Here is a 21,130-nt window from a genome sequence, read left to right as displayed (position 1 = left end):
AACCCGGTGGGTGGGGGCGGCGGCCGTGTCCCGCCGTCCCTACCGCTTCAGCGCGTACTTGCCGATGACGTAGAGGGCGCGCACGCCGTCCTTCCAGCCAATCTTCTTGCCCTCTTCGTACGTGCGCCCGTGGTAGCTGATGGGCACCTCGAAGATGCGCCAGTTGCCGCGCGCCACCTTGGCGGTGATTTCGGGCTCGAAGCCGAAGCGGTTCTCCTCCACCTCGACGGAGCGCAGCACCTCGGCGCGGAAGGCCTTGTAGCAGGTCTCCATGTCCGTGAGGTTCAGCCCGCTCGTCATGTTGGAGAGCGTGGTCAGGATGTTGTTGAGCACCGTGTGCCAGTAGTACAGCACCCGCCGGGGCGTCCCGGTGAAGCGGCTGCCGAAGACGACGTCCGCATCTCCGTCGATGATGGGCTGAATCACCTTCGGGATATCCTTCGGGTCATATTCCAGGTCCGCGTCCTGCACGAGGATGATGTCCCCCGTGGACTCGGCGAAGCCGCGCCGCAGCGCCGCGCCCTTGCCCTGGTTCTGCTCCTGGAACAGCACCCGGACTTCGTTCCGGTTCTTGGGGGACCCACCCAATACGCCCACCCCCTGCTCCGCGAGCTGCTGGAGCAGCTCCCGACTTCCGTCCCGGGAACAATCGTCCACCAGGACGAGCTCCTTCGGAAAGTCGACGGCGATGCAGCGGCGCAGCAGCTCCGCGAGGGTGGGAATCTCGTTGTAAACAGGAATGACAAGAGAGACGAGCATGGCGGTGTGCGCTCTACCTCATTTTGACGCGGGGGGCGACTGTCCAGCACCCGGCGCGCTGCACCCAGGTGCATGCCCTTTCCTCGCGCGAGGGTGTGAGATGGGCGGTATCAAGAGTCGCCTGCTTTTCGTGGAATGCTCCGTTGAGGGGAGGGCCTAGGGGGGCTCCTCTTTCATGCGGGACAGCGGAAGGGAACGCCATGAACGACCAGCTCGGACGTGCGGTGCGCGGCGCGGTTTCCCTGGAGCGGTTTTCCCTGGTGGATGAGGGCCCCTGGGCGGGCCTGCGGGACTTTTTCCTCGGTGCCTGGAACATGCCGCATGGCCACTGCTACCTGTGGAAACAGGACCTGGTGGCGATGCATGTCGTGTCGGACGCCCTCATCGGCTCCGCCTACTTCTTCATCTCGCTGACGCTGTACGCGATGGTGCGACGCAGCCGCCTGCCCTTCGGCGGGATGATTCTGTCCTTTGGTGTCTTCATCGCCGCGTGTGGGCTGACGCACCTGATGGAGGTGTGGAACGTCTGGTATTCGGCCTACTACCTGGGAGGGGGCATCAAGGTGGTGACGGCGGTGGCGTCGGTGGCCACGGGCATGTACCTGGTGCCGCTGCGCGGGCGGGTGGTGGAGTTCACGGACGCGGCGCGGCTCTCCGAGGAGAGGCGGGTGCGTCTGGAGAAGAGCTCCGTGGAGCTGGAGGAGCTGTACGCGAGGCTGAAGGCGTCGGAGGCGCAGCGCACGGGCTTCTTCGCCAATGTCAGCCATGAGCTGCGCACGCCGCTGACGCTCATCCTGGGGCCGGTGGAGCGGCTGCTGCACGACGGGGAGCTGTCCGAGTCCGCCCGAAAGGACCTGGAGGTGATGCGCCGCAACGCGCGGGTGTTGTTGCGGCACGTGAATGCATTGCTGGACGTGGCCAAGCTGGACGCGGGGAAGATGCGCCTCCAGTACGAGGAGATGGACCTGGCGAGGCTGGTGCGGCTGGGCGCGGAGAACTTCGAGGGCCTGGCGGCGGAGCGGCGGCTGGACTTCGAGGTGGAGCTGCCGGACATGCTGCCGGCGCAGGTGGACTCCGAGAAGCTGGACCGCGTGGTGCTCAACCTCCTGTCCAACGCGGCCAAATTCACTCCGCCGGGCGGCGGCATCCGCGTCGCGCTGAGCTCGGAGGCTGGCCGGGCGCGCCTGGTGGTGGAGGACACCGGGCCGGGGGTGCGGCCGGAGCTGCGGGAGGCCATCTTCGAGCGCTTCCGCCAGGGGGACGAGGCCACGGTGCGGGATTTGGGAGGCACCGGGCTGGGGTTGGCCATCACCCGCGACTTCGTGATGCTGCACGAGGGACGCGTCTGGGTGGAGGACCGGGAGGGAGGGGGCGCCCGCTTCGTGGTGGAGCTGCCGCTGATGGCGCCCGAGGGCGTGAAGCTGATGGCCCGGCCGGAGCTGGAGGTCCGGGTGGAGCAGCGCGCGGCGGCGCGCGCGGAGCTGGACGTGTTGCGGCCGGAGGCGCGGGAGGTGGTGGCATCGACGCGCTCGGAGGACTCGAGCCGCCCGCGCGTGCTGGTGGTGGAGGACACGCGGGAGATGCGCCGCTTCGTGGTGGAGACGCTGTCGAAGGACTTCCAGGTGGCCACCGCGGTGGACGGCGTGGACGGGCTGGTGCAGGCGGAGCGGATGCAGCCGGACGTCATCGTCAGTGACCTGATGATGCCGCGCATGGGGGGAGACCAACTGGTGCGCGCGGTGCGCTCGCGCCCCGGAATCGAGTCCACGCCCATCCTGCTGCTCACCGCGCGCGCGGACGATGCGATGCGGGTGGACCTGCTGCGCTCGGGGGCGCAGGACTACGTGGTGAAGCCCTTCGTGTCCGAGGAACTGGTGGCGCGGGTGAGGAACCTGGCGGTGATGAAGCGCACGCGCGAGGTGCTCCAGGGCCTGTTGGCCGCGCGCTCGGTGGACCTGGAGGCGATGGCGCGAGAGCTGGGCATGCGCAAGCGCCAGTTGGAGGTGGCGCTGGAGACCACCGAGCGCGCCAGCACGTCGCGCAGCACGCTGCTCCAGTTGGTGTCGCACGAGCTGCGCACGCCGCTGTCGGTGCTCCAGCTCACCCAGCACGCCCTCCAGAAGGAGCTGGGCGGCATGCCACCCCGGGCGCTGGACATGTTCGACCGGATGCACCGCTCCACGGTGCGGCTGCGGGACATGGTGGAGATGGTGCTCCAGTACAACCAGCTCGAAGAGGGCCGGCTGGTGGTGAGGCGTCAGGCGGTGGATTTGGGCGAGGTGGTGGAGGAGGTGGTGGAGGAGGCGCGCGCGGAGGCGCGGCGCAAGGGGCTGGCGCTGGAGCTGGAGCGTCCGCCCGGCAAGGCGGTGGCGCGCACGGACCCGCGCATCGTCCAGATGGTGCTGCTCAACCTGGTGACGAACGCGGTGAAGTACACCGAGCAGGGCGGCGTGTCGGTGGCGGTGGAGGAGCACGCCCAGGGCTGGCGGCTGCGGGTGCGCGACACCGGCCCGGGCATCCCCCGCGCCGCGCAGTCGCGCGTCTTCGAGCCCTTCGCGCACCTGGAGCCCCTGGAGAACAAGTCCAAGCCGGGCGTGGGCCTGGGGCTGACGCTGGTGCGGGAGATGGTGTCGGTGCTGGGCGGCGTCGTCTCGGTGGCCTCCGAGCCTGGCGTCGGCAGCGAGTTCACCGTCGAGCTGCCGTCCTGAGCGCCTCCATCAGCGCGTCCAGGTCCGCGTCGGTGGTGAGGGGGTTGATGAGGGTGACGCGCAGGTACACGCCTCCGGGCAGCTTCGTCTGCACCAGGTAGAAGTCCCCGCGCGTCACCAGTCGCTCGCGCAGGCGCGCCTGCAGGGCGTCCCACTCCTCGGGCGGGACGTGCGCGGGCGTGTGGCGGAAGCAGACGATGTTGCAGTCGGGGGAGACGGGCACGTCGAAGTCGGGGGCGGCGGACAGGCGCTCGGCGAAGCGGCGGGCCAGGGTGTATGACTCCGTCACCGCGTCCGCGAACAGGCGCGTGCCCAGCACGCTGAGGCAGGCGTAGAGCTTGAGCGCCATCATCTCCTTGGTGCACTCCATCGTCCTCAGGCCCACGTCGCTCCAGGGGCGCTGCGTGTCGCCGAAGAGGTAGCTGGCCTCCTGGGCGAAGGACTCGAAGGAGCGCGCGCCGTCGCGGAAGAGGACGGCCGTGATGAGCGCGGGCATCAGCAGGCCCTTGTGCGCGTCCCAGACGACGGAGTCGGCGCGGTCGATGCCGCGCGCCTGGTGGCGGTACTCGGAGCTGAGCACGGCGGCGGCGCCATGCGCGGCGTCCACGTGGAACCACAGGCCGTGGCGCTCGCAGAAGTCGGCCACGGGCTCCAGCGGGTCGAACGCGCCGGTGGCGGTGGAGCCGGCGCTGGCGACGACGGCGATGACCTTGCGCCCCGCGCGCGTGGCCGCCTCCAGCGCGGGCTCCAGGCCTTCCGGACGCAGGCGGAAGCGCTCGTCGACGGGGAGGGGCACCACGCCGCCCGAGCCCCAGCCCATGACGCGCGTGGCGCGCGACAGGCAGTAGTGCGCGGTCGTCGGCACCAGCACGGCGAGCGGCGGCCCCGCGTGCGCGCCTTCGTTCCACGCGTCATAGCCGGCCTTCGCCTGCCGCGCGGCGAGCAGCGCGGTGAGGTTGCCGAGCGAGCCGCCCGAGGTCAGCACCCCGTCGCTGGACTCCGGCAGGCCCAGGCGCGCCGCCATCCACCTGAGCACGTTGCGCTCCATGGCGGTGGAGACGGGGCCCATCTCGTACACGGCCATGCCGTTGTTGAGCAGGGAGGACACGGCGTCGCACAGCGCGGCCAGGGGCACCGGGGCCGTCACCTGGTGGCCGACGTAGCGCGGGTGGTGCAGGTGGTTGGAGCCGGAGAGCACGCGTGCCACCAGCTCCGTGAAGTCGCCCGTGGGCTCCTCCGGGAAGGACGCGGCGAAGCGGTCCACGTTCACCGCGGGCGCCGCCCACGGCAGCACGGGCATTCCCTCGCCGCGTTCCGCCTGGCCCAGGTAGTCCGCCAGCGTGTCCACCAGGGTGCGGCCCTCGCGACGGAAGGCCTCGGTGTCATAGGCGGCGGCGATGCGCTCACGAAAGTCGGTCATGGCGGAGCGGGAACCTATCCGTATCGGGTGGCGACGTCCTCGGCCGCGCGCGGAGTGTCCGAAGTCCCGCTCGCCAATGAACGACCCTCGCGGACGTGCGGCGGGGAGGAGGGGGCCCAGGGTCGCGCACGATTCGCGCGGACGTGCGGCGCGGGCAGGCAAGCAGGCTGGCCCGCGCACTCGAAACGCATTATCTCCAGGGGAACGGGCGCGGCCGATGCGCCCGGCGGAGGAGACACGCCATGGCGGACGCGAAGCAGGTCTCGATTACGTACTGCAATTCCTGAGGCTACAAGCCTCGGGCCGCCCGTGCGGCGGCCGTGCTGAAGGATGAGCTGGATGTGGAGACGGAGCTGAAGCCAGGACCGTCGGGCAGCTACGAGGTCCGGGTCGGCGACAAGGTGGTCATCCGGAAGGACTCGCTGGCCTTCCCCACGGACCAGGAGGTGGTCGACGCGGTGGCGCGCGCCCTCGACGGATGAGCCGCGCACGAGGGCGACCCGGAGCGGAACTCCAGGTCGCCTTCGTCACTTCAGCGCTTGATGAACTTCATCGCCGGCCTGTCGTTCTTGCCCTTGCCCGCGGCCTTCAGGGCCACGGGGTCCAGGCCGGACAGGTGCAGCGCCGTCGCGTACAGGTGGCCCGCGTCGGAGATGAAGCTGTTGGCGTTCTTGGTCCGCCCCGAAATCAGCAGGCCCGTGTCCGGGTCGAAGGCCGGGTCCAACGTGCCGTCCGGCATCATGGGGATGCCGTCCAGCGACACGCTGCCCACGCGGCCGTACTGCGTGTTGCCGCGCACGGTGCCGCCCAGGAAGGCCGCGCTGTTCACCCGCCAGTGCTGGCAGCAGTCCTGGAGCATGATCTCCTCGTACTTCTGCGCGTCCGTCACGTCCGCCTTGGTGAGGATGCCCTCCACGTCGCCCTGAATCGTGCGGCCCATCTCCGAGGCGAGGACGATGGTGGTGAAGTCGTAGTAGCTCTTGCCCGTCGTCCCGTACGGCGTCGACTTGAGCTTCGCCACCAGCGTCTTGAGCGGGTCCCAGAGGTTCTTGCGCATGGTGTCGCGCTGCTCCGTCTGGCCCTTGTTGTTCATGATGGAGCGCCTGTCCCGGTGCGTGTCGAACTGGCGCAGGCCCCGGTTCTCGATGAAGAAGCCGATGGACAGCCCCTTCGTCATCATCTCGTACGTCATCAACGCCTGCACGTTGGTGTTGGGCGTCTCCTTCGTGCGGGCGGGGTTGCCGTTGATTGACGAGGAGTCGGTGGCCTCGTCCGCGGCGGTGACGCCGAACTCGGCGCGCAGCGTGGTGTTGGTGAACAGCGTGCGCGGGTCCAGGTTGATGCTGCCGCCGGCCGTCAGCGCGCGGTGAATCTGGAGCGCGGACGAGAAGGCGCGCACCGACTCGCTGTTCTTCTCCGCCAGGAAGCTGGCCTGGAGGTTGTCGGTGAACTGGCGGATGCGCGCGTCGCGCTGCCCCTGCGCCACGTTGCCCAGCGAGGCCAGCCTGTCGCGCATCGCGGCGGGCGTCTTGCCGTAGAGCGTGTGGGCGTGCACCGGGCCCAGCTTCTCGTAGTAGCCGGTGCCCTCCGGATAGGACGGAATGGACAGCTCACCGTCCGACAGCCAGCGGTGCCAGGAGACGTGGGGCAACAGGAAGCCCGTGCCGTACGCCTCGCAGAAGGCCTGCATCACCGTGCGCTCGTCCGCGTTGCGCTTGCCGGACAGCGACGCGCTGTACTTGCCGTAGTGGTACTCCCACCGGCCGCCGGAGTGGAAGGTGTTGCCGTTGTGGCTGGACACCACCGCCATGTCCGGGAACAGGTCCAGGCCGTCCTGCGCCAGGTAGCCGTACTGGATGTTGCCCTTCGTCCGCGGCGGGTCCCAGGGCGTGGTGCCGTAGTTCTTCGGACGATACCGGTGCTGCGTCCACGAGGGCACGGGCCGCAGCTCTCCCGCGGGGATGACCCGGATGGAGTCATTGGGCGTGTGGACGGGGTTGAGCATCGAGTACCCGTCCCAGCCTCCCTCCTGGAACCAGTAGATGAGGAAGTGCGGGTTGTCGGCCTCGGCGGCGGCGGCCTCGGCGAAGCCCAGCTCCTTCTTCGTCCCGGGCACTCCGAAGGAGCGGAAGAAGCGGAGCCAGTCCAGGGTGCTGATGGCGGCGCCCGCTGCGGCGCCCGCGAGGAATCGGCGGCGGTTCATGGCGGCGGTCCTTTGGGGCGCGGTTACTGGCGCAGGTATTCGGGCGAGGTGGCGAGAGACTTGAGCACGGCCTTCAGGTTGCCGTGCTGCGCCTGGCTGACGTCCCACAGGCGCTTGTAGATGACGCGCTCGTCCTCCAGGTGCCGCATCTCCCGGCCGAAGAGGAGGGCGTACTGGGCGTTGAGCGTGCGTCGCACGAAGGCTTCCTTCTTCACCGCCTGGGTGGCGAAGGCCTCCATGCCCGAGCCCTTGAAGGCATACGTGGTGGCCAGGTTCCGGTCCGTGTCGTCCAGCGTGACGCCCTGCTCGTCCGCCGTGCGGAAGTTGCCCTCGTCGTCCCACTTCAAGCGCTGGTGCGCCAGCGGGGTGAGCGTCTGGTGGCACGAGAAGCAGATGCTGCTGGGGTCCACCGTGGAGGAGGCCGTGGCCGCGCCGCGCATGTCGAAGACCTCGGCGGGCACCTCGTACATCGTGCCCATGAAGTCCGTCATCACGCGGGCCGCGTAGTTGTAGTGCGGCAGGCCGGGCTTGTTCTTGATGAAGCCCTTCATGGTGAGCACGCCCGTCTTGCCGTGCTGCGAGGGCCGCGCCACCTGCTTGAAGGCCGCGTCCACCGAGTAGTCACCGACGAGCAGTTCTTGCAGCGGGCGCTCCTGGTCGACGAGGAAGGTCCACAGGCGCGCGGGCTCGTCCGTGTCCGCGGTGCCCTCGCTCTCCGTGCGCACGCGCATGCGGCGGAAGTAGTTGGAGCGGAAGTCCGCTGACGCCAGATAGGCGTCCACCAGGGCCTCCCACGTCTTCGTGCCGCTCTCCAGCGCGGTGAAGTCCGCGGCCGTGGGCGGGTGGCCGAGGAGGTCCTGCGCCAGCTTCACCAGCAGCAGCCTGTCGCGCTCCTTGCCGGAGAGCGTCTCGTAGGAGGGTGGCAGCGTGAAGAGGAAGTCGGGGGCGCGCATCAGGCCCTCGCACAGGCCGCTCCACGCCTTGGTGGCGTTGGCCTCGATGTCCATCAGGCTCGTCACCAGCGCGTAGCCGTTGGAGCGCTCCTGCGACGTCGCGGCGCGGTACAGCATCCGCCGGTAGAGGGTGTCCACCTTGGCCTTCGCCGCGTCCGCGCGAGTCGTGCCGGTGGCGGCCTCCGTGGGGCCGTACACCACCAGCGCGTCCACGTGCAGGTTGCGGTCGCAGACGCCCGTCTCGCCGTAGTCGTTGGTGAAGCCCACCGTGAGGATGTGGTCCCCGCTGGTGACGGCCTGCGTGTGCACGAAGTCCGCGTAGGCCGTGTTGTTGGGGACGGTCCACTCCTTCACCAGCACGCCGTCCACCTTGAGCTGCATGTTCGGCAGGTCCGGGCCGCACAGGTCTCCCTTGGCCTTCACCGTGAAGCGGTAGGTGGCGGACGCGGGGAAGACATACGGCTGGAGCGTGGTGAGGGTGCCGGTGGTGTAGAGGTTCCACCCGGTGCTGCCGGACTTGCCGCCCGTGCTCGCGAGAATCTGCGTGCCCGGGGGAATGGTGGTGCCGTCCTTCGCGGCGGCCTCCATCTCATACGTCTTGGTGGAGGGCGCGGGGATGTCCGTCAGCGGCAGGCCCAGGTCCAGGCCGGAGAAGGGCCCCGTCTTCGCGGTGGCGGCCGTGAGGCACACGTCGCGAGACAGGTCATCCAGGCCCAGGAAGAAGTCGGCCGAGGCCACGCGCGCCTCGACGAAGTGGTCCTTGTAGTCCACGCCGCCGAACACGCCCACGTTCTGCGCGAAGCGGTCCACGCCACCGCGCACCCAGTCGTCGTTGAAGACAGCCTTCACCTTGCCCTTGAGCTGGTCGTAGCTCAGGAAGGGATTGTCATACGTGGCGACGGCCGGGCCGCCGTAGGCCTCCAGCAGCGCCGGAGGAAACTCCTCGTCCGGAGGCGACGAGGGCTGCCGCGTCTCCACCGCCGCCAACTGGCAGGTGAGGCTGGCCACGGCGGCGATCTCCTGCGCGCTCCAGGACGGCTGCGCCCGAGGCATCCGCGCGCTCTCGTCCGTGGTGACCAGACGCGACAGCATGGAGCCCGACGACGGGGTGAGGTAGCCCGCGGCGCGGATGGCGTAGAAGTTCTCCACGCCGTTGAGGCCCACCTTGAAGAGCCGTCCGCTGGTGGGCGCGTGGCAGGAGATACAGCCCGACGTCTCCCGCACCAATGCGGGCTGCACCACGCGGTTGAAGTCGTTGGCGATGCCCGCGAGCGTCACCCCGGCGGGCACGCTCTCCAAATCACACGGCAGCGAACCATCCTGCTGGACCGGGGGAGGGGGCGGGTTCGGATTGTCGTAATCCGGCGCACCTTGCATGTCGAGCGTCGCCTCGCCGAGGCAACCGGCGGCGAATGACGCGAGCACTGCCACTGCGAGGCTCCACGGGCGCGGGGGGGTAGCGCTCATGTTGCCCTCCAGGGGTAGGGGTGAGGGGTGACCCCATGCTGGCACGACCGTGGGGCGATTGACCAGTCGTCAACATGGCGCATTCAGAGAAAACAGGAAGTTATCGGATTTGTTGGGGCTCCAGTTGCCGGTGCTGGCGAGGAAGCAGGGGGGCGAGGGGTGCTCCCAGGTAGGTGGGGGAAGGCGCAGGTTGGAGGGAGGAGGTGGACGGATGGCCTGGCCCGACACGGCGTCGCCCTATGAGCGGCGCTCCATCATTCGAGGCATGCGCGTGCGCGACGAGGGGGGCGCGTTGCTGGGGTACGTGGCCCTGCTGAGCGGCACGCACATCTATGTGCGGCGCTGGCCGTTCAGCCAGAAGTGGGGACAGGTGCCGCTCTCCCGGGTGCGACACGTGACGCCGGGCACGGTGGAGCTGGAGGGGACGGCGCCCGTGGAGGTGGCGTCCCCCTCGCTGCACGGGGAAATCACCACCCAGACGCTGCCCCTGGTGGATCCGAGCGCGGCGTCGACCTGAGCACGCCGGGCCTGGCCTCGGGCTTGCGGTTGGGTGCGGCGCGGCGCTCCAAATTGTGATTCAAGGAGGCGCCATGTCGCCCATTGACGAGCTTGCCCAGAAGGTCTCCGCCGCGTTCGCGGACCGGACGAAGCTGAAGGACCCGGACTTCGTGTCCGCCGTGCGCGAGACGGTGGCGCGGCTGGACTCGGGCGAGCTGCGCGTGGCGGAGAAGGGCCCGGAGGGCTGGAAGGTCCACGCCTGGGTGAAGGAGGCCATCCTCCTGTTCTTCGCCGTGTCGGAGATGCAGGTGATGGAGGTGGGGCCCTTCGAGTTCCACGACAAGGTCCCGCTGAAGAAGGGCCTGGCCCAGGCGGGCGTGCGCGTGGTGCCGCCGGGCACGGTGCGCTACGGCGCCTTCGTGGAGCGGGGCGCGGTGGTGATGCCCGGCTACGTCAACATCGGCGCGCGCGTGGGCTCGGGCACCATGGTGGATACGTGGGCCACGGTGGGCAGCTGCGCGCAGGTGGGCAGCGACGTGCATCTGTCCGGGGGCGTGGGGCTGGGGGGCGTGCTGGAGCCGCCCACCGCGTCGCCCGTCATCATCGAGGACCGGGCCTTCCTGGGCAGCCGCTGCATCGTCGTGGAGGGCGTGGTGGTGGAGGAGGAGGCGGTGCTGGGCGCCAACGTGGTGCTCACCGCGTCCACGCAAATCATCGATGTCACCGGCCCCGAGGAGCGCGTCTACAAGGGCCGCGTCCCCGCGCGCAGCGTGGTGATTCCGGGGATGCGGGAGAAGCAGTTCCCGGCGGGCAGGTTCATGGTCCCCTGCGCGCTCATCATCGGCCAGCGGACACAGTCCACGGACAAGAAGACGAGCCTCAACTCGGCCCTGCGCGACTTCGCCGTGCCAGTCTGAGCGCCAGAAATCCGGAGCGGCTGATACTTCCGTAGAGGGAGTGTGACGGGACGGAATGTGACGATGGAGCACCTCGACGACATCCTGGCCGAGTGGGCCCTGGGTACGCTGGACTCCCCTGCCTGGGAGGCCGCGGAGCGTCATCTGTCCACGTGCTCGCGTTGCCGGGTCGAGGCCGACCGCCTGTCCATGGCTCGCGAGGGCCTGTCGATGGCGGTGCCGCCCGTCGAGCCGCCCGCCGCCGTGCTGCGGGGGTTGATGGAGCGCATGGAGGGGCCGCGTCGCCTGGAGCGCTTCGCGGACCGGGTGGCCGCGTTCTACGACGTGTCGAGGGAGCGGGCGCTGGCCCTGCTGGAGTCGCTCTCGGACGCGTCGCAGTGGATGCCGGGGCCGGTGGAGGGCTCGGAGCTGCTGCCGGTGGAGTCGGGCCCAGGGCGCGAGGGGATGATGGCCGCGGTGCTGCGGCTGAACCCGGGCGTGTATTACCCCAGGCACACGCACCATGGCCGCGAGCTGAACCTGGTGCTGGAGGGCGGGCTGCGCGAGGACGGCGGGCACGAGGTGTGGCCGGGCGAGGAGCTGGAGAAGACGGAGGGCAGTGCCCACGGCTTCAGCGCGCTGCGGGGCCCCGCGTGTCTGTGCGCGACGCTGCTGGAGGGCGCGACGGAGTTCGAGGAAGAACTCGCCACGCCCGGGTGAGTTGTCATAGCCTCCCAGACATCTGGCGCCCCTACTTCGTCCATGAGTCCCTGATGGCTTGCCTTCAGGGACGGGGCGCCGACTTTTCTTTTCAGGTCGGGAGGGGACATGCCTCAGGTGCTGCGTGAGGTGGTGGGAGCGCTGACACACGAGGGCGCCGCGGCCTTCGACCTGTCCCAGACGGACCCGCTGACGCACCTGACCTTCACCCAGGGTTCGGCGCTGTTCGAGGACAGCTTCTACCGGACCCAGGTGGAGGAGATTCGGAGCTACGCGACGGCGCTGCTCGGGGCGGAGCGTCACGAGCGGGGCTTCGGCTGGAAGTTCGCCGCGTACATGCGCGACCCGGTGAAGGGGAAGGGCAATCGCATCCAGGGGAGTGTCGCGCCGGCCATCCTCGCGGCGGCGGACCCGGACGGGCCCTTCACGGAGGAGTACACGTTCCGCTGTCTGCGACACCGCGCGGATGACGTGGCGGTGTTCCTCACGCACTTCGACAACCTGGGGCTGGGCGAGGTGCCCGAGGCGGCGCGCAAGGGCATGGCGCGGGCGCTGGCGGGCATGGACCTGTACCAGGTGCTCAAGTACGCGGGGCGGCAGTTCCCGCTCACGCGGCGCCGGAAGAACGGCCAGCGCGCGAGCCTGCGGCTGGTGGATGCGATGGGCGTGGCGAAGGCGCACCTGGACGAGCGCACGCTGAAGCTCTACCGCTACCTGCACGCGCCCACGCGCGAGCGCTCGGCCCTGGCGGAGGGGCTGGAGCTGTTGGAGGCGCGCCGCGCGTTCTTCGGCGGCGAGACGAGCGTGGAGCACTTCGTGAAGGGGCGGCTCTCCACGGAGCAGGCGCTGTCGTTCCTGGGGTCGACGCAGGAGACGTGGCGCCGCGTGCTGGACGTGCCGGGGCTGCTGCCGGACCTGGCCTTCAAGGGCTACCTGCGCGCGATGTACCTGGCGGGCATTCCGGTGGAGGTGCTGCTGGCGGAGGCGCGCAAGCGTCGCTTCGCGGGGCTGTGGCCGCATCAGGTCTACATGGGGTGGTGGGCGGCGAAGGAGGGCAAGACGCGGGAGGACTCCCAGGGCGAGGACTGCTTCCACGCGGACGCGGTGCCGGCGATTGCTCCCGTGTTCGAGGTCATCCTGGAGAAGGTGTGCGAGGGCTTGTTGCCGGAGGGCAAGAGCCTGGGCATCGCGGATATCTCCGGCTCCATGTTCGGCGCGAAGCTGGGCGGGGCGAAGAGTTCGGCGCACGTAGGTGACGTGGCGGTGGTGCTGGCCGCGGTGATGGCGCGCGAGCTGGGGTACGCGGCGACGTTCTCCGATGACATCTTCGTGGAGGACCGCGCGCCGGGGCAGGGGGTGTTCGACCTGGCCACGAAGCTGCGCGGCGGGCAGGGGTGGGGCGGCACGCAGGTGGTGAACTCGGTGATGAACCTCATCGCCCTGCTGCTGAAGAACCCCTCGCGGCCGAGGCCCCGCACGCTCTACTTCTTCTCCGACATGCAGTTCCATCCGCCGGAGGTCCAGAGCGCGGACCCGGCCCTGGTGGAGTCGCTGCGAAAGAAGGGCCTCGAGTTCGACGCGAGCGTGCCTCCGCTCCAGGCCGTGCTCCGGGCGTGGCACCACGTGCTGGGTCCGGTGGACGTGGTGTTGTGGAACCTGGCGGCCTACGAGAACGCGCCGCTGCCCTCGCGGGTGCCCAACGTGTTGATGCTCGCGGGCTTCGACGCCAACTCGTTCCGCCACGTGTCCGCGTGGCAGGCGTCGGGCAGCCCGGCGCTTCCGGCGAAGGCCCCGGCGGTGACCTCCTCCGACGCGGGTGGCACGAAGAAGCCGGGCGTGGAGCTCGACTTCATCCGGACGTTCTGACGGGCCGCTTCAGGCACGGGAGGGATGTTCCCGTGCCTGCTTCGCGGGGCTCCTACTTCTTCGCCTTCTTGCGGAAGACAGGCAGCCCCTTGCGGATGCGGTCGAAGAGCGCTCCCTTGTCGAGCTGCGGCGTCTCTTCATCCTCGTCGTCGTCCGACTCCTCTTCATCATCGGAGTCGTCGTCCGTTGCTTCTTCGTCGCTGGAGTCCTCGTCGTCCAGCTCCTCCTCGTCGTCGGACTCCTCATCGTCTGACGCGTCGTCGTCGGAGTCGTCTTCATCATCGGACGCGTCGTCGGAGTTCTCTTCGTCCGCTTCTTCTTCGTCGTCGGAATCGACGTCGTCCGAGTCCTCCACGTCGAGGTCGTCCACATCGGAGTCCTCTTCGTCCAGCTCCTCCTCGTCCGACTCCTCTTCCTCGGGCACGTCCTTGGCGCCCTCGAACACCTGGTCGACGAAGATGGCGCGGAGGGAGTCGGCCACGCCATCGCCGTAGCCCTGGGCATACGTGTCGATGTCGAAGTGGTGCTCGGCCTCGACGGTGGCATCGACGGCGTGTTCATCCTCGATGACGACCTTGGCCCGGATGGTGTCCGCGCTCAGGATGTGGTCGTTGTAGTAGCCGAGCACCACGTCCCGCGCCTCGATGTCGCCCCCGACGCTGAACTCTCCGTCGGTGTAGAGGCCGTGGCACTTCAGGTCGCCCAGGATGTTCACGAGCGAGTCATTCCCGCAGTCGCGCACCACGCCGTGCACGATGACGTCCCCTGTCACCGCGAACGGCTTCTGGATGTCCAGGTCGCCGTCCACCTCCAGGTCGCCGTGGTGGAAGAAGGCGCGCTTCAGCGTCAGCGGGCCCTTCAGCCGGACCGTCCGCTCCTCCACTTCGAGCACGTCACTCACGGCCTCCAGCTTGTCCAACGCGTCGTTCGGGTCACCGAAGCTATGCAGCCCCGTGGCCAGCTCCTGCGCCGAACTCACCGCGTGCTTGAAGGAGAGCTTCTTGCCCTCCAGGGCCTTCGTCAGCGCGGCCTCGTCGATGGGGAAGGGCGCGAACGGGTCCGTGCTGTCGTACTGGAAGGGAACTCTCGCCTTGCCTCCGGCGGCCTCCAGCGCGCTGATGGCCGCGACGAAGCCCGGCGTGCGCTTGTTGTGGGCCACCCACACCTCCTCCTTGGTGCGCAGCCCCACGCCCATCGGCGTGCGTCCCATCCCGTCGATGGCATTCACTTCGGCGCCGCGCTCGAGCAGCAGCGTCACGAGCTCCGGCTTGCCCACGGCCATCGCGCGGTGAAGCGGCGTCTGTCCCGAATCGTCCCGTGCGTTGACGGCCGCGCCCGCGTCCAGGACCTCCCGGTAGAGCGCCTCGGTCGACAGTCTGAACGCGCCGCCGCTCCTGTCCTTCACCTCCGAGGGCACCTTGCCGCCCGCGGCGCGCAGCACCCGGATGATCTCCAGCGCCCGGTCCTCGCTGGCCTTGTCCGGCTCGTAGCTGACGGCATGTATCAACGGCGTCTGCTGATGGTCGTCGCGCGCATTCACATCCGCGCCCGCGTCGATGAGCGCCCGAGCCACGTCGACGCTGGGGAGCGGGTCACCCTTCGAGTAGGGCGCCTGCACGGCGAGATGCAGGGCCGTCATGCCGTACTGATTGCCAGCCTTCACGTCAGCGCCTTCGGCAACGGCCTTCTTCACGGCCTCCGCGGTCAGTTCGTTCTTCCAGCGGGCCTTGGCTTCGCAGAGCGAGAGCAAAGCCTGGGTCGCGTCACTGTTCGACTTCGCCGACATTTCAGCCTCGGAGGTGGAAAGCGGCGCGAGTGTCAGGGAACCCCTTCGCACTGTCACCCGCAATCCCGGGGGACTCGTCGCGCACCGCCCGTCCCCTGGAGCACGGGCGGGGCCCCATGTCATGGGTTTTCCACAAATCGATGGTTTCGAGCCCCCTCGTTCTGCCTGCTTGCCGACCCCGTTCGTTGTCGCCATGAAGGCGAGACCACCGGGCGGGGGGAGGTGGCGCTATGGTACGCGGCGTATGTCCTCCCAAGACCTCGCCATGAGGCTCGCCCGCACGACGCTCGAGCTGTGCCGCATCTCCAGCCCCATCACCCACGAAGGCCCCATCGCGGACTTCGTCGAGCGCTGGGCGCTCCAGCACTTCCCCGCGGGGGAGGTCTTCCGGGTAGGGCACACGTTGCTGCTCGGTCGCCTGGACGACCCTCGTCCCACGGTGGCGCTCATCGGCCATCTGGACACGGTGCCCGCGCACCCCAGTGACGTGGGGCGGGAGCCTCGCATCGAGGGTGAGCGCGTCTTCGGCCTGGGTGCTTCGGACATGAAGGGCGGGCTGGCGGTGATGATGGCGCTGGCGGAGGACCTGCGCCGCGACACGCTGCCGGTGAATCTCGCGTTCCTCTTCTACGAGCGCGAGGAGGGCGCCTATGCGGAGAGCGGCTTGATTCCGCTCTTCGCGAAGCGGCCGGACCTGGCGGGTGTGAAGTTCGGCATCGCGATGGAGCCCACGGACAGCGAGGTGCAGGTGGGCTGCGTCGGCTCCATGCAGGTGACGGTGCGCTTCACCGGGCGCAGCGCGCACTCGGCGCGGCCGTGGCAGGGGGAGAACGCCATCCACAAGGCGGGGCCGTTCCTCACGGAGCTGCTGGCCCGTCAGCGCGTGGAGGTGGATGTCGACGGCTTCCGCTTCTACGAGGTCATCAACGCCACGCTCGCCAAGGGCGGGCGCGCGCGCAACGTCATCCCCGAGGCGTTCGAGCTGAACCTCAACTACCGCTTCGCGCCGGGCAAGAGCATCGAACAGGCGAAGGCGGACGTGCACGCGCTGGTCGCGGGCCGCGCGGAGGTGGAAATCTCGGACGCGTCGCCCAGCGGGCCCGTCGTCGCCGGCAACCCGCTGTTCCAGAAGCTGCTCGCCATCACCGGACTGCCCGCCGCGTCCAAGCAGGCGTGGACGGACGTGGCCCGCTTCGGCGAGTGGGGCGTGGATGCCATCAACTACGGGCCCGGTGAGACGGCGCAGGCCCATCAGGCCAACGAGAGCGCGCCCATCGCTCCGTTGGCGGTGGCCTACGAGAAGCTGGCCGCGTTCCTCAAGGGTTGACGGGGCGGACTCCGCAAGGAGGGCGCGGGAGGATTAGAATCCACCGCGCCCGCCATGTCGTCGAGTCCTCCCTTGTCATTGAACACCCCCGCTCGCGCCGCCGAGCCCGCTGCCTCCTGGCGCGGACTTGCGAGCCACTGGCGTTGGCCCGCGCTGGTGCTGGCGGGCTACACGGTGCTCGCGCTCCTCTATGGCGCGCAGCTCTTCGTCTACCGCGCGTCGCGAGGCGAGCCCCCCAACACCGGCGAGGCCCTGCTGACGGGCGCCATCGTCTGGTACTGCTGGGCGGTCCTGACGCCGTTCATCCTCGCGGTGGCGCGCCGGGTGGCGGCGACGGGGAAGCCCTGGCCCGTGCAGCTCGTGCTCCATGTGCCGCCGGGGTTGTTCTTCGCGGTGCTGCACCTGGCGCTTGTCGCGGTGCTGAGGCAGTTCGTCCAGGTGCCAAACGGAGGCGGGTGGCCGGCGGCGTGGGCGCACTTCACGTGGATGCTGTCGAAGACGACGGACTTCGATTTGCTCGTCTACCTCTCCGTGGTGGGGCTCGATGCGGCGCTCGGGTATTCGCGGAGGATGCGCGAGGAGGCGGTGCGGGCTTCGATGCTCGAGGCGCAGCTCGCGCAGGCGCAGCTCCACCTCTTGCGCAGCCAGCTCCGTCCCCACTTCCTGTTCAACACGCTGCATGCCATCTCCACGCTGATGCACAGGGATGTGGAGTCGGCGGACCGCATGGTGGGGCAACTCAGCGAGTTGCTGCGCGCGAGCCTGGAGCGGGACGGCCGCCACGAAGTGCCTCTGTCCGAGGAGCTGGAGCTGCTGTCGCCCTACCTCGACATCGAGCGCACCCGCTTCTCGGACCGGCTCCAGGTGGAGGTGGACGTGGCGCTGGAGGTGCGTGATGCCCTGGTGCCTCCGTTGCTGCTCCAGCCCCTGGTCGAGAACGCGATTCGTCACGGCATCGCCCCGCGTCGGGGACCAGGCTGTGTCTGGGTTCGCGTGCATCGCGAAGGGGCGCGGCTTGCACTGGAGGTGGGTGACGACGGAGTGGGGCCGCCACCGGGAGTCACGGAGCTGCACGAGGGCATCGGTCTGGGGTCTACGCGTGCGCGCTTGGAGCGGCTCCATGGCGCCGAGCAGTCGCTGACGTGGCGGGCCCAGGTGCCGAGCGGCTTTGTCGTCTCGCTCTCGATTCCTTATCGGAGCGCGCGGACATGATGGTGCGCACGCTCATCGTCGATGACGAGCCGCTGGCCCGCGAGCGCCTGCGCATGCTCCTGGCCTCGGAGCCGGACCTGCACCCGGTGGCCGAATGTGGTGACGGGCAGGAAGCCCTGGAGGTGCTGGCTCGGGAGCGGCCCGCGCTGGTCTTCCTGGATGTGGAGATGCCGGAGCGGGATGGCTTCGGAGTGCTGACCGAGGCGTCGCTGGTGCCCCTTCCCGTCATCGTCTTCGTGACGGCGTGGCCCCAACACGCGCTGCGGGCCTTCGATGCCGCCGCGGTGGACTATCTGCTCAAGCCCTTCACCGTGGAGCGCTTCCGTCGCACGTTGACGCGGGTGCGTGAGCGGCTGGCCGCGCCTCCGGGCGACTTGCGTCAGCAGCTCCAGCGCTTGTTCCAGGAACTGCGTCCGGACCCAGTTCCTGGGAGCGCGGAGCGCCTGGTGGTGAAGACCGGGAGCCGGACGCTGCTGGTGCCCGTGGAGGACCTCGACTGGGTGGAGTCCGCCGGCAACTACGTCACGCTGCATGTTGGCGCGGAGGAGCACCTGCTGCGCGAGACGATGGCGGAACTGGAAGCGCGGTTGCCGCCGCGTCGGTTCGCTCGGGTGCACCGCTCGGCGCTCGTGAACGTGGACCGCATCGTCTCGCTGTCACCCACGCTGTCGGGGGACCACCGGCTGGTGCTTCGCGATGGGCAGGAGCTGACGTTGAGCCGCACCTACCGGGCCCGACTGGAGCAGGTGCTCGGCCATCCGTTGTGACGGGTGCCCCTGCTCACTCCTCGTCGACGGCCACCAAATCTTCAGGGTCCGGGTCGTACTGGATGAGGTCGCCCGGAGCGCATTCGAGCGCCATGCACAGCTTGGACAGGGTCGAGAACCGGACGCCCTTGACCTTGCCCGAGCGGAACAGGGACAGGTGCGTCTGGCTCACGCCGATCTGCTCGGCGAGCTGCTTCGCCTTCAGCCCCTTCCTGGCGAGCACCTCATCCAGCGTGATTCGAATCGGCATCAGAAAATCTCTTCAAGCTCGCTCTGCAGAGCGAAGGCATGCGTCAGCACGTTGGCGAGGAGCGTCAGCGCGAGACCGACCGCCCCCAGCACGAGTCCACCCACGTCATACGCGATGACATAGCCCGGCTCGAAGCCGATGAGGCGCATCAAGCTCGGGACGATGAACACGCCGAGCAATGCACCCGTGGCCAGCATGACCCCGACGCGACTCAAGGCCCGCGTGAGCGTGGGCGTGTAGAACTCCCCGCGCGCGAACGCCGCCAACGCCTGGCGAATCCACCACAGCGCCAGCAGGTAGAAGACCTCGGGAATCGCCGCCACGCCCTGAAAGGCCAGCCGGCGCGCTGCTTCCGCGCCACCGCCCCGGTAGAGCGCGAGCGTGACGGCGGAGAACCGCTCCAGCACCAGCAACACCGACAACAGCGCCACCAGCAGCGTCATCACTCGGCGCAGTCGCGCGCTGCGGGTCCGGATTCGCGCCGTCATCGTTTTCGAGGTCATGGCAGGTGGGGAATTTAAGCTTGACTTAAATAAAACGGCCACTAATTTAATTAAGAGTTAAATTTCTCCAGCCTGAGGACAGGCTCCATGCACTCCATCGAAGTGGGCGGGCTGGTCCATCGCTACGGAGGGGACACCGTTCTGGGAGGCATCGACCTCCAGGTGCCTCGCGGAAGCATCTATGGGTTCCTGGGCCCGAATGGCGCGGGGAAGACGACGACGCTGCGGTTGATGCTGGGCCTGTTGCGCAAGCAACACGGTTCCATCCACGTCTTCGGACGAAGCTTCGACGAACATCGCATCGAGATTCTTCGCAAGGTCGGCGCGCTCATCGAGAGCCCCTCGCTCTACGACCACCTCACGGCCGTCGAAAACCTGGAGCTGTTGCAGCGCGTGCATCAATGTCCCCGGGCACGCATCCAGGAGGTCCTCACGCTCGTGGACCTGGCCGACACGAGAGGGAAGACCACCCGCCAGTTCTCGCTGGGCATGAAGCAGCGACTGAGCATCGCCATCGCGCTCTTGCACAGTCCTGAGTTGCTCATCCTGGATGAACCGACCAACGGGTTGGACCCGAACGGCATCATCGAGATGCGCGAGCTGCTCAAGCGGCTGAACCGGGAGCACGGCATCACGATTGTGATTTCGAGCCACCTCCTCCCGGAGATTGAGCGACTGGTGACCGATGTCGGAATCATCAGCCGGGGAACGATGCGGTTCCAGGGCACCATGAGCGAGCTGAAGCAGCGGCGGCACCGTGCGCTCGCCGTCACTGTGCGCACCCGTGATGACGGCAAGGCCCTGCGGCTCCTCACGGAGCAAGGCCTCTCTGTCCGCGCCGAGGAGGGCCAGCTCGTCCTGCCTGGGTCCACGGACGAAGAGGTCGCCGCGGTGAACCGGTGCCTCGTGAGCAGCGGCCTGGATGTCTACGAGCTCCACGTGGCCCGGAACGACCTGGAGTCCATCTTCATGGAGCTGATTGAAGGTGTCGCGTGAGCCTGGCCTTTGTTCACAGTCTCCACAGTGAGTGGCTCAAGCAGCGCAAGAGCTTCGCCTCCTGGATGGTGCTGCTGGGGGCGTTCTTCACGCCGGCGGTCATCATCGTGGTCCGGCTGCTTCACCATGAAACGCTGCCGGCCCTCTACGCCACGGACGGCTTCTGGGCCCTGCTCTGGAAGAACTCGTGGGAGTCAGCGGCCATCTTCTTCCTGCCGATGGGCGGAATCCTGGCGACCACGCTGATGACCCAGATTGAGTACAAGAACAACGCTTGGAAGCTGGTCCACGTGTTGCCGCTGAGCCTGGCGACCATCTACTTCTCCAAGCTCGCCATCATCCTGCTGACGCTCGTGCAGTTCTTCCTGCTGTTCAATGTCGGCATCTATCTGTCGGGCGTCATCCCGCCCCTGCTCGTGTCGGGCGTCCCCTATCCGAAGGGCCCGATTCCCTTCACGCGGTTCCTCGGGGAGAACCTGCTGTTCTTCGTGGACTGTCTGCCCATCGTGGCGCTGCAGTACCTCATCAGCCTGCGCTCCCGGAACTTCCTCGCGCCGATTGGCTTCGGGTTCCTGCTCTGGGTCGGGACGCTGGCCGCGCTGTCCTGGCGGTGGAACTTCCTGATTCCCTACGCCTACACGATGATCGACTACCTGCGGGCCGGGAACAGCAGCAAGGTCGCCACTCCCCTCGTCGACATCCATTGGATGGCCAGCGGGTACTTCCTCCTCTTCACCGTCGCCGGGTATTGGCTCTTCTCGACTCGGGCTGAGAAGGGCTGAGCGCGTCGGTCCGACTC

The 21,130-nt window shown here is 68.6% G+C and carries 18 protein-coding genes; 11 read left to right on the top strand and 7 right to left on the bottom strand.

Annotated elements, in window-relative coordinates; all coding sequences use genetic code 11:
* Positions 1-39: 39 nt before the first annotated feature.
* Entirely contained in the window at positions 40-759 is a 720-nt protein-coding gene (locus G4D83_RS08660; RefSeq protein WP_163864200.1) for a glycosyltransferase family 2 protein, read from the bottom strand.
* A gap of 200 nt (positions 760-959) precedes the next feature.
* On the opposite strand from G4D83_RS08660, the gene G4D83_RS46775 reads away from it, so the two are divergent.
* Positions 960-3,467 (top strand): ATP-binding response regulator, encoded by a 2,508-nt coding sequence (locus G4D83_RS46775; protein ID WP_163864199.1) that lies wholly within the window; start codon positions 960-962, stop codon positions 3,465-3,467.
* Here the strand turns inward: G4D83_RS46775 and G4D83_RS08650 are convergent.
* Complete coding sequence (locus G4D83_RS08650) at positions 3,445-4,887, bottom strand: pyridoxal phosphate-dependent decarboxylase family protein (RefSeq protein ID WP_163864198.1); 1,443 nt, start codon at positions 4,885-4,887, stop codon at positions 3,445-3,447. The genes G4D83_RS46775 and G4D83_RS08650 overlap by 23 nt on opposite strands.
* Positions 4,888-5,129: 242 nt before the next feature.
* Here G4D83_RS08650 and G4D83_RS08645 point away from each other — a divergent pair, with 242 nt between their 5' ends.
* Positions 5,130-5,369, top strand: coding sequence for a SelT/SelW/SelH family protein (locus tag G4D83_RS08645; RefSeq protein ID WP_240356218.1), 240 nt, complete (start codon positions 5,130-5,132; stop codon positions 5,367-5,369).
* A gap of 50 nt (positions 5,370-5,419) precedes the next feature.
* Here G4D83_RS08645 and G4D83_RS08640 read toward each other — a convergent pair whose 3' ends face one another.
* Both G4D83_RS08640 and G4D83_RS08635 read right to left on the bottom strand, forming a co-directional pair.
* The gene (locus tag G4D83_RS08640) at positions 5,420-7,090 is read right to left on the bottom strand and encodes a DUF1501 domain-containing protein (protein ID WP_163864197.1); all 1,671 of its coding nucleotides are present in this window, start codon (positions 7,088-7,090) and stop codon (positions 5,420-5,422) included.
* 23 nt (positions 7,091-7,113) lie between these two features.
* The gene (locus G4D83_RS08635; RefSeq protein ID WP_163864196.1) at positions 7,114-9,510 is read right to left on the bottom strand and encodes a carbohydrate-binding domain-containing protein; all 2,397 of its coding nucleotides are present in this window, start codon (positions 9,508-9,510) and stop codon (positions 7,114-7,116) included.
* Between the two features lie 211 nt (positions 9,511-9,721).
* On the opposite strand from G4D83_RS08635, the gene G4D83_RS08630 reads away from it, so the two are divergent.
* The 4 genes from G4D83_RS08630 to G4D83_RS08615 all read left to right on the top strand — a co-directional run bounded on the left by G4D83_RS08630 (position 9,722) and on the right by G4D83_RS08615 (position 13,490).
* Complete coding sequence (locus tag G4D83_RS08630; RefSeq protein ID WP_163864195.1) at positions 9,722-10,027, top strand: hypothetical protein; 306 nt, start codon at positions 9,722-9,724, stop codon at positions 10,025-10,027.
* Positions 10,028-10,100: 73 nt separating this feature from the next.
* The gene (locus G4D83_RS08625; RefSeq protein ID WP_163864194.1) at positions 10,101-10,925 is read left to right on the top strand and encodes a 2,3,4,5-tetrahydropyridine-2,6-dicarboxylate N-succinyltransferase; all 825 of its coding nucleotides are present in this window, start codon (positions 10,101-10,103) and stop codon (positions 10,923-10,925) included.
* A 42-nt stretch (positions 10,926-10,967) separates the two neighbouring features.
* Positions 10,968-11,624, top strand: coding sequence for a cupin domain-containing protein (locus G4D83_RS08620; RefSeq protein WP_163864193.1), 657 nt, complete (start codon positions 10,968-10,970; stop codon positions 11,622-11,624).
* A 108-nt stretch (positions 11,625-11,732) separates the two neighbouring features.
* Entirely contained in the window at positions 11,733-13,490 is a 1,758-nt protein-coding gene (locus tag G4D83_RS08615) for a hypothetical protein (RefSeq protein WP_163864192.1), read from the top strand.
* Between the two features lie 52 nt (positions 13,491-13,542).
* On the opposite strand, the gene G4D83_RS08610 is transcribed toward G4D83_RS08615, so the two are convergent.
* On the bottom strand, positions 13,543-15,276 hold the full coding sequence (locus tag G4D83_RS08610) for an ankyrin repeat domain-containing protein (protein ID WP_163864191.1): 1,734 nt from the start codon (positions 15,274-15,276) through the stop codon (positions 13,543-13,545).
* Positions 15,277-15,520: 244 nt separating this feature from the next.
* Here G4D83_RS08610 and dapE point away from each other — a divergent pair, with 244 nt between their 5' ends.
* From dapE to G4D83_RS08595, 3 genes are all read left to right on the top strand, one after another.
* Positions 15,521-16,603 (top strand): succinyl-diaminopimelate desuccinylase, encoded by a 1,083-nt coding sequence (gene dapE, locus G4D83_RS08605; protein WP_163864190.1) that lies wholly within the window; start codon positions 15,521-15,523, stop codon positions 16,601-16,603.
* A gap of 72 nt (positions 16,604-16,675) precedes the next feature.
* Positions 16,676-17,815: a sensor histidine kinase gene (locus G4D83_RS08600; RefSeq protein ID WP_163864189.1), complete on the top strand. Its 1,140-nt coding sequence runs from the start codon at positions 16,676-16,678 to the stop codon at positions 17,813-17,815.
* Entirely contained in the window at positions 17,812-18,582 is a 771-nt protein-coding gene (locus tag G4D83_RS08595; protein ID WP_163864188.1) for a LytR/AlgR family response regulator transcription factor, read from the top strand. Before G4D83_RS08600 ends, G4D83_RS08595 begins: the two co-directional genes overlap by 4 nt.
* A 13-nt stretch (positions 18,583-18,595) precedes the next feature.
* On the opposite strand, the gene G4D83_RS08590 is transcribed toward G4D83_RS08595, so the two are convergent.
* The gene (locus G4D83_RS08590; RefSeq protein WP_163864187.1) at positions 18,596-18,832 is read right to left on the bottom strand and encodes a helix-turn-helix domain-containing protein; all 237 of its coding nucleotides are present in this window, start codon (positions 18,830-18,832) and stop codon (positions 18,596-18,598) included.
* Complete coding sequence (locus G4D83_RS08585; protein WP_163864186.1) at positions 18,832-19,335, bottom strand: DUF2975 domain-containing protein; 504 nt, start codon at positions 19,333-19,335, stop codon at positions 18,832-18,834. Before G4D83_RS08585 ends, G4D83_RS08590 begins: the two co-directional genes overlap by 1 nt.
* A gap of 87 nt (positions 19,336-19,422) precedes the next feature.
* Between G4D83_RS08585 and G4D83_RS08580 the strand changes: the two genes are divergently transcribed.
* Complete coding sequence (locus G4D83_RS08580; protein ID WP_163864185.1) at positions 19,423-20,331, top strand: ABC transporter ATP-binding protein; 909 nt, start codon at positions 19,423-19,425, stop codon at positions 20,329-20,331.
* Positions 20,328-21,113, top strand: a complete 786-nt coding sequence (locus G4D83_RS08575) for an ABC transporter permease (protein ID WP_163864184.1) — start codon at positions 20,328-20,330, stop codon at positions 21,111-21,113. Before G4D83_RS08580 ends, G4D83_RS08575 begins: the two co-directional genes overlap by 4 nt.
* Positions 21,114-21,130 lie beyond the last annotated feature (17 nt).

The sequence above is a fragment of the Myxococcus eversor genome (assembly GCF_010894455.1).
Classification (GTDB): domain Bacteria; phylum Myxococcota; class Myxococcia; order Myxococcales; family Myxococcaceae; genus Myxococcus; species Myxococcus eversor.
This window is presented reverse-complemented; position numbering and strand designations above follow the sequence as displayed.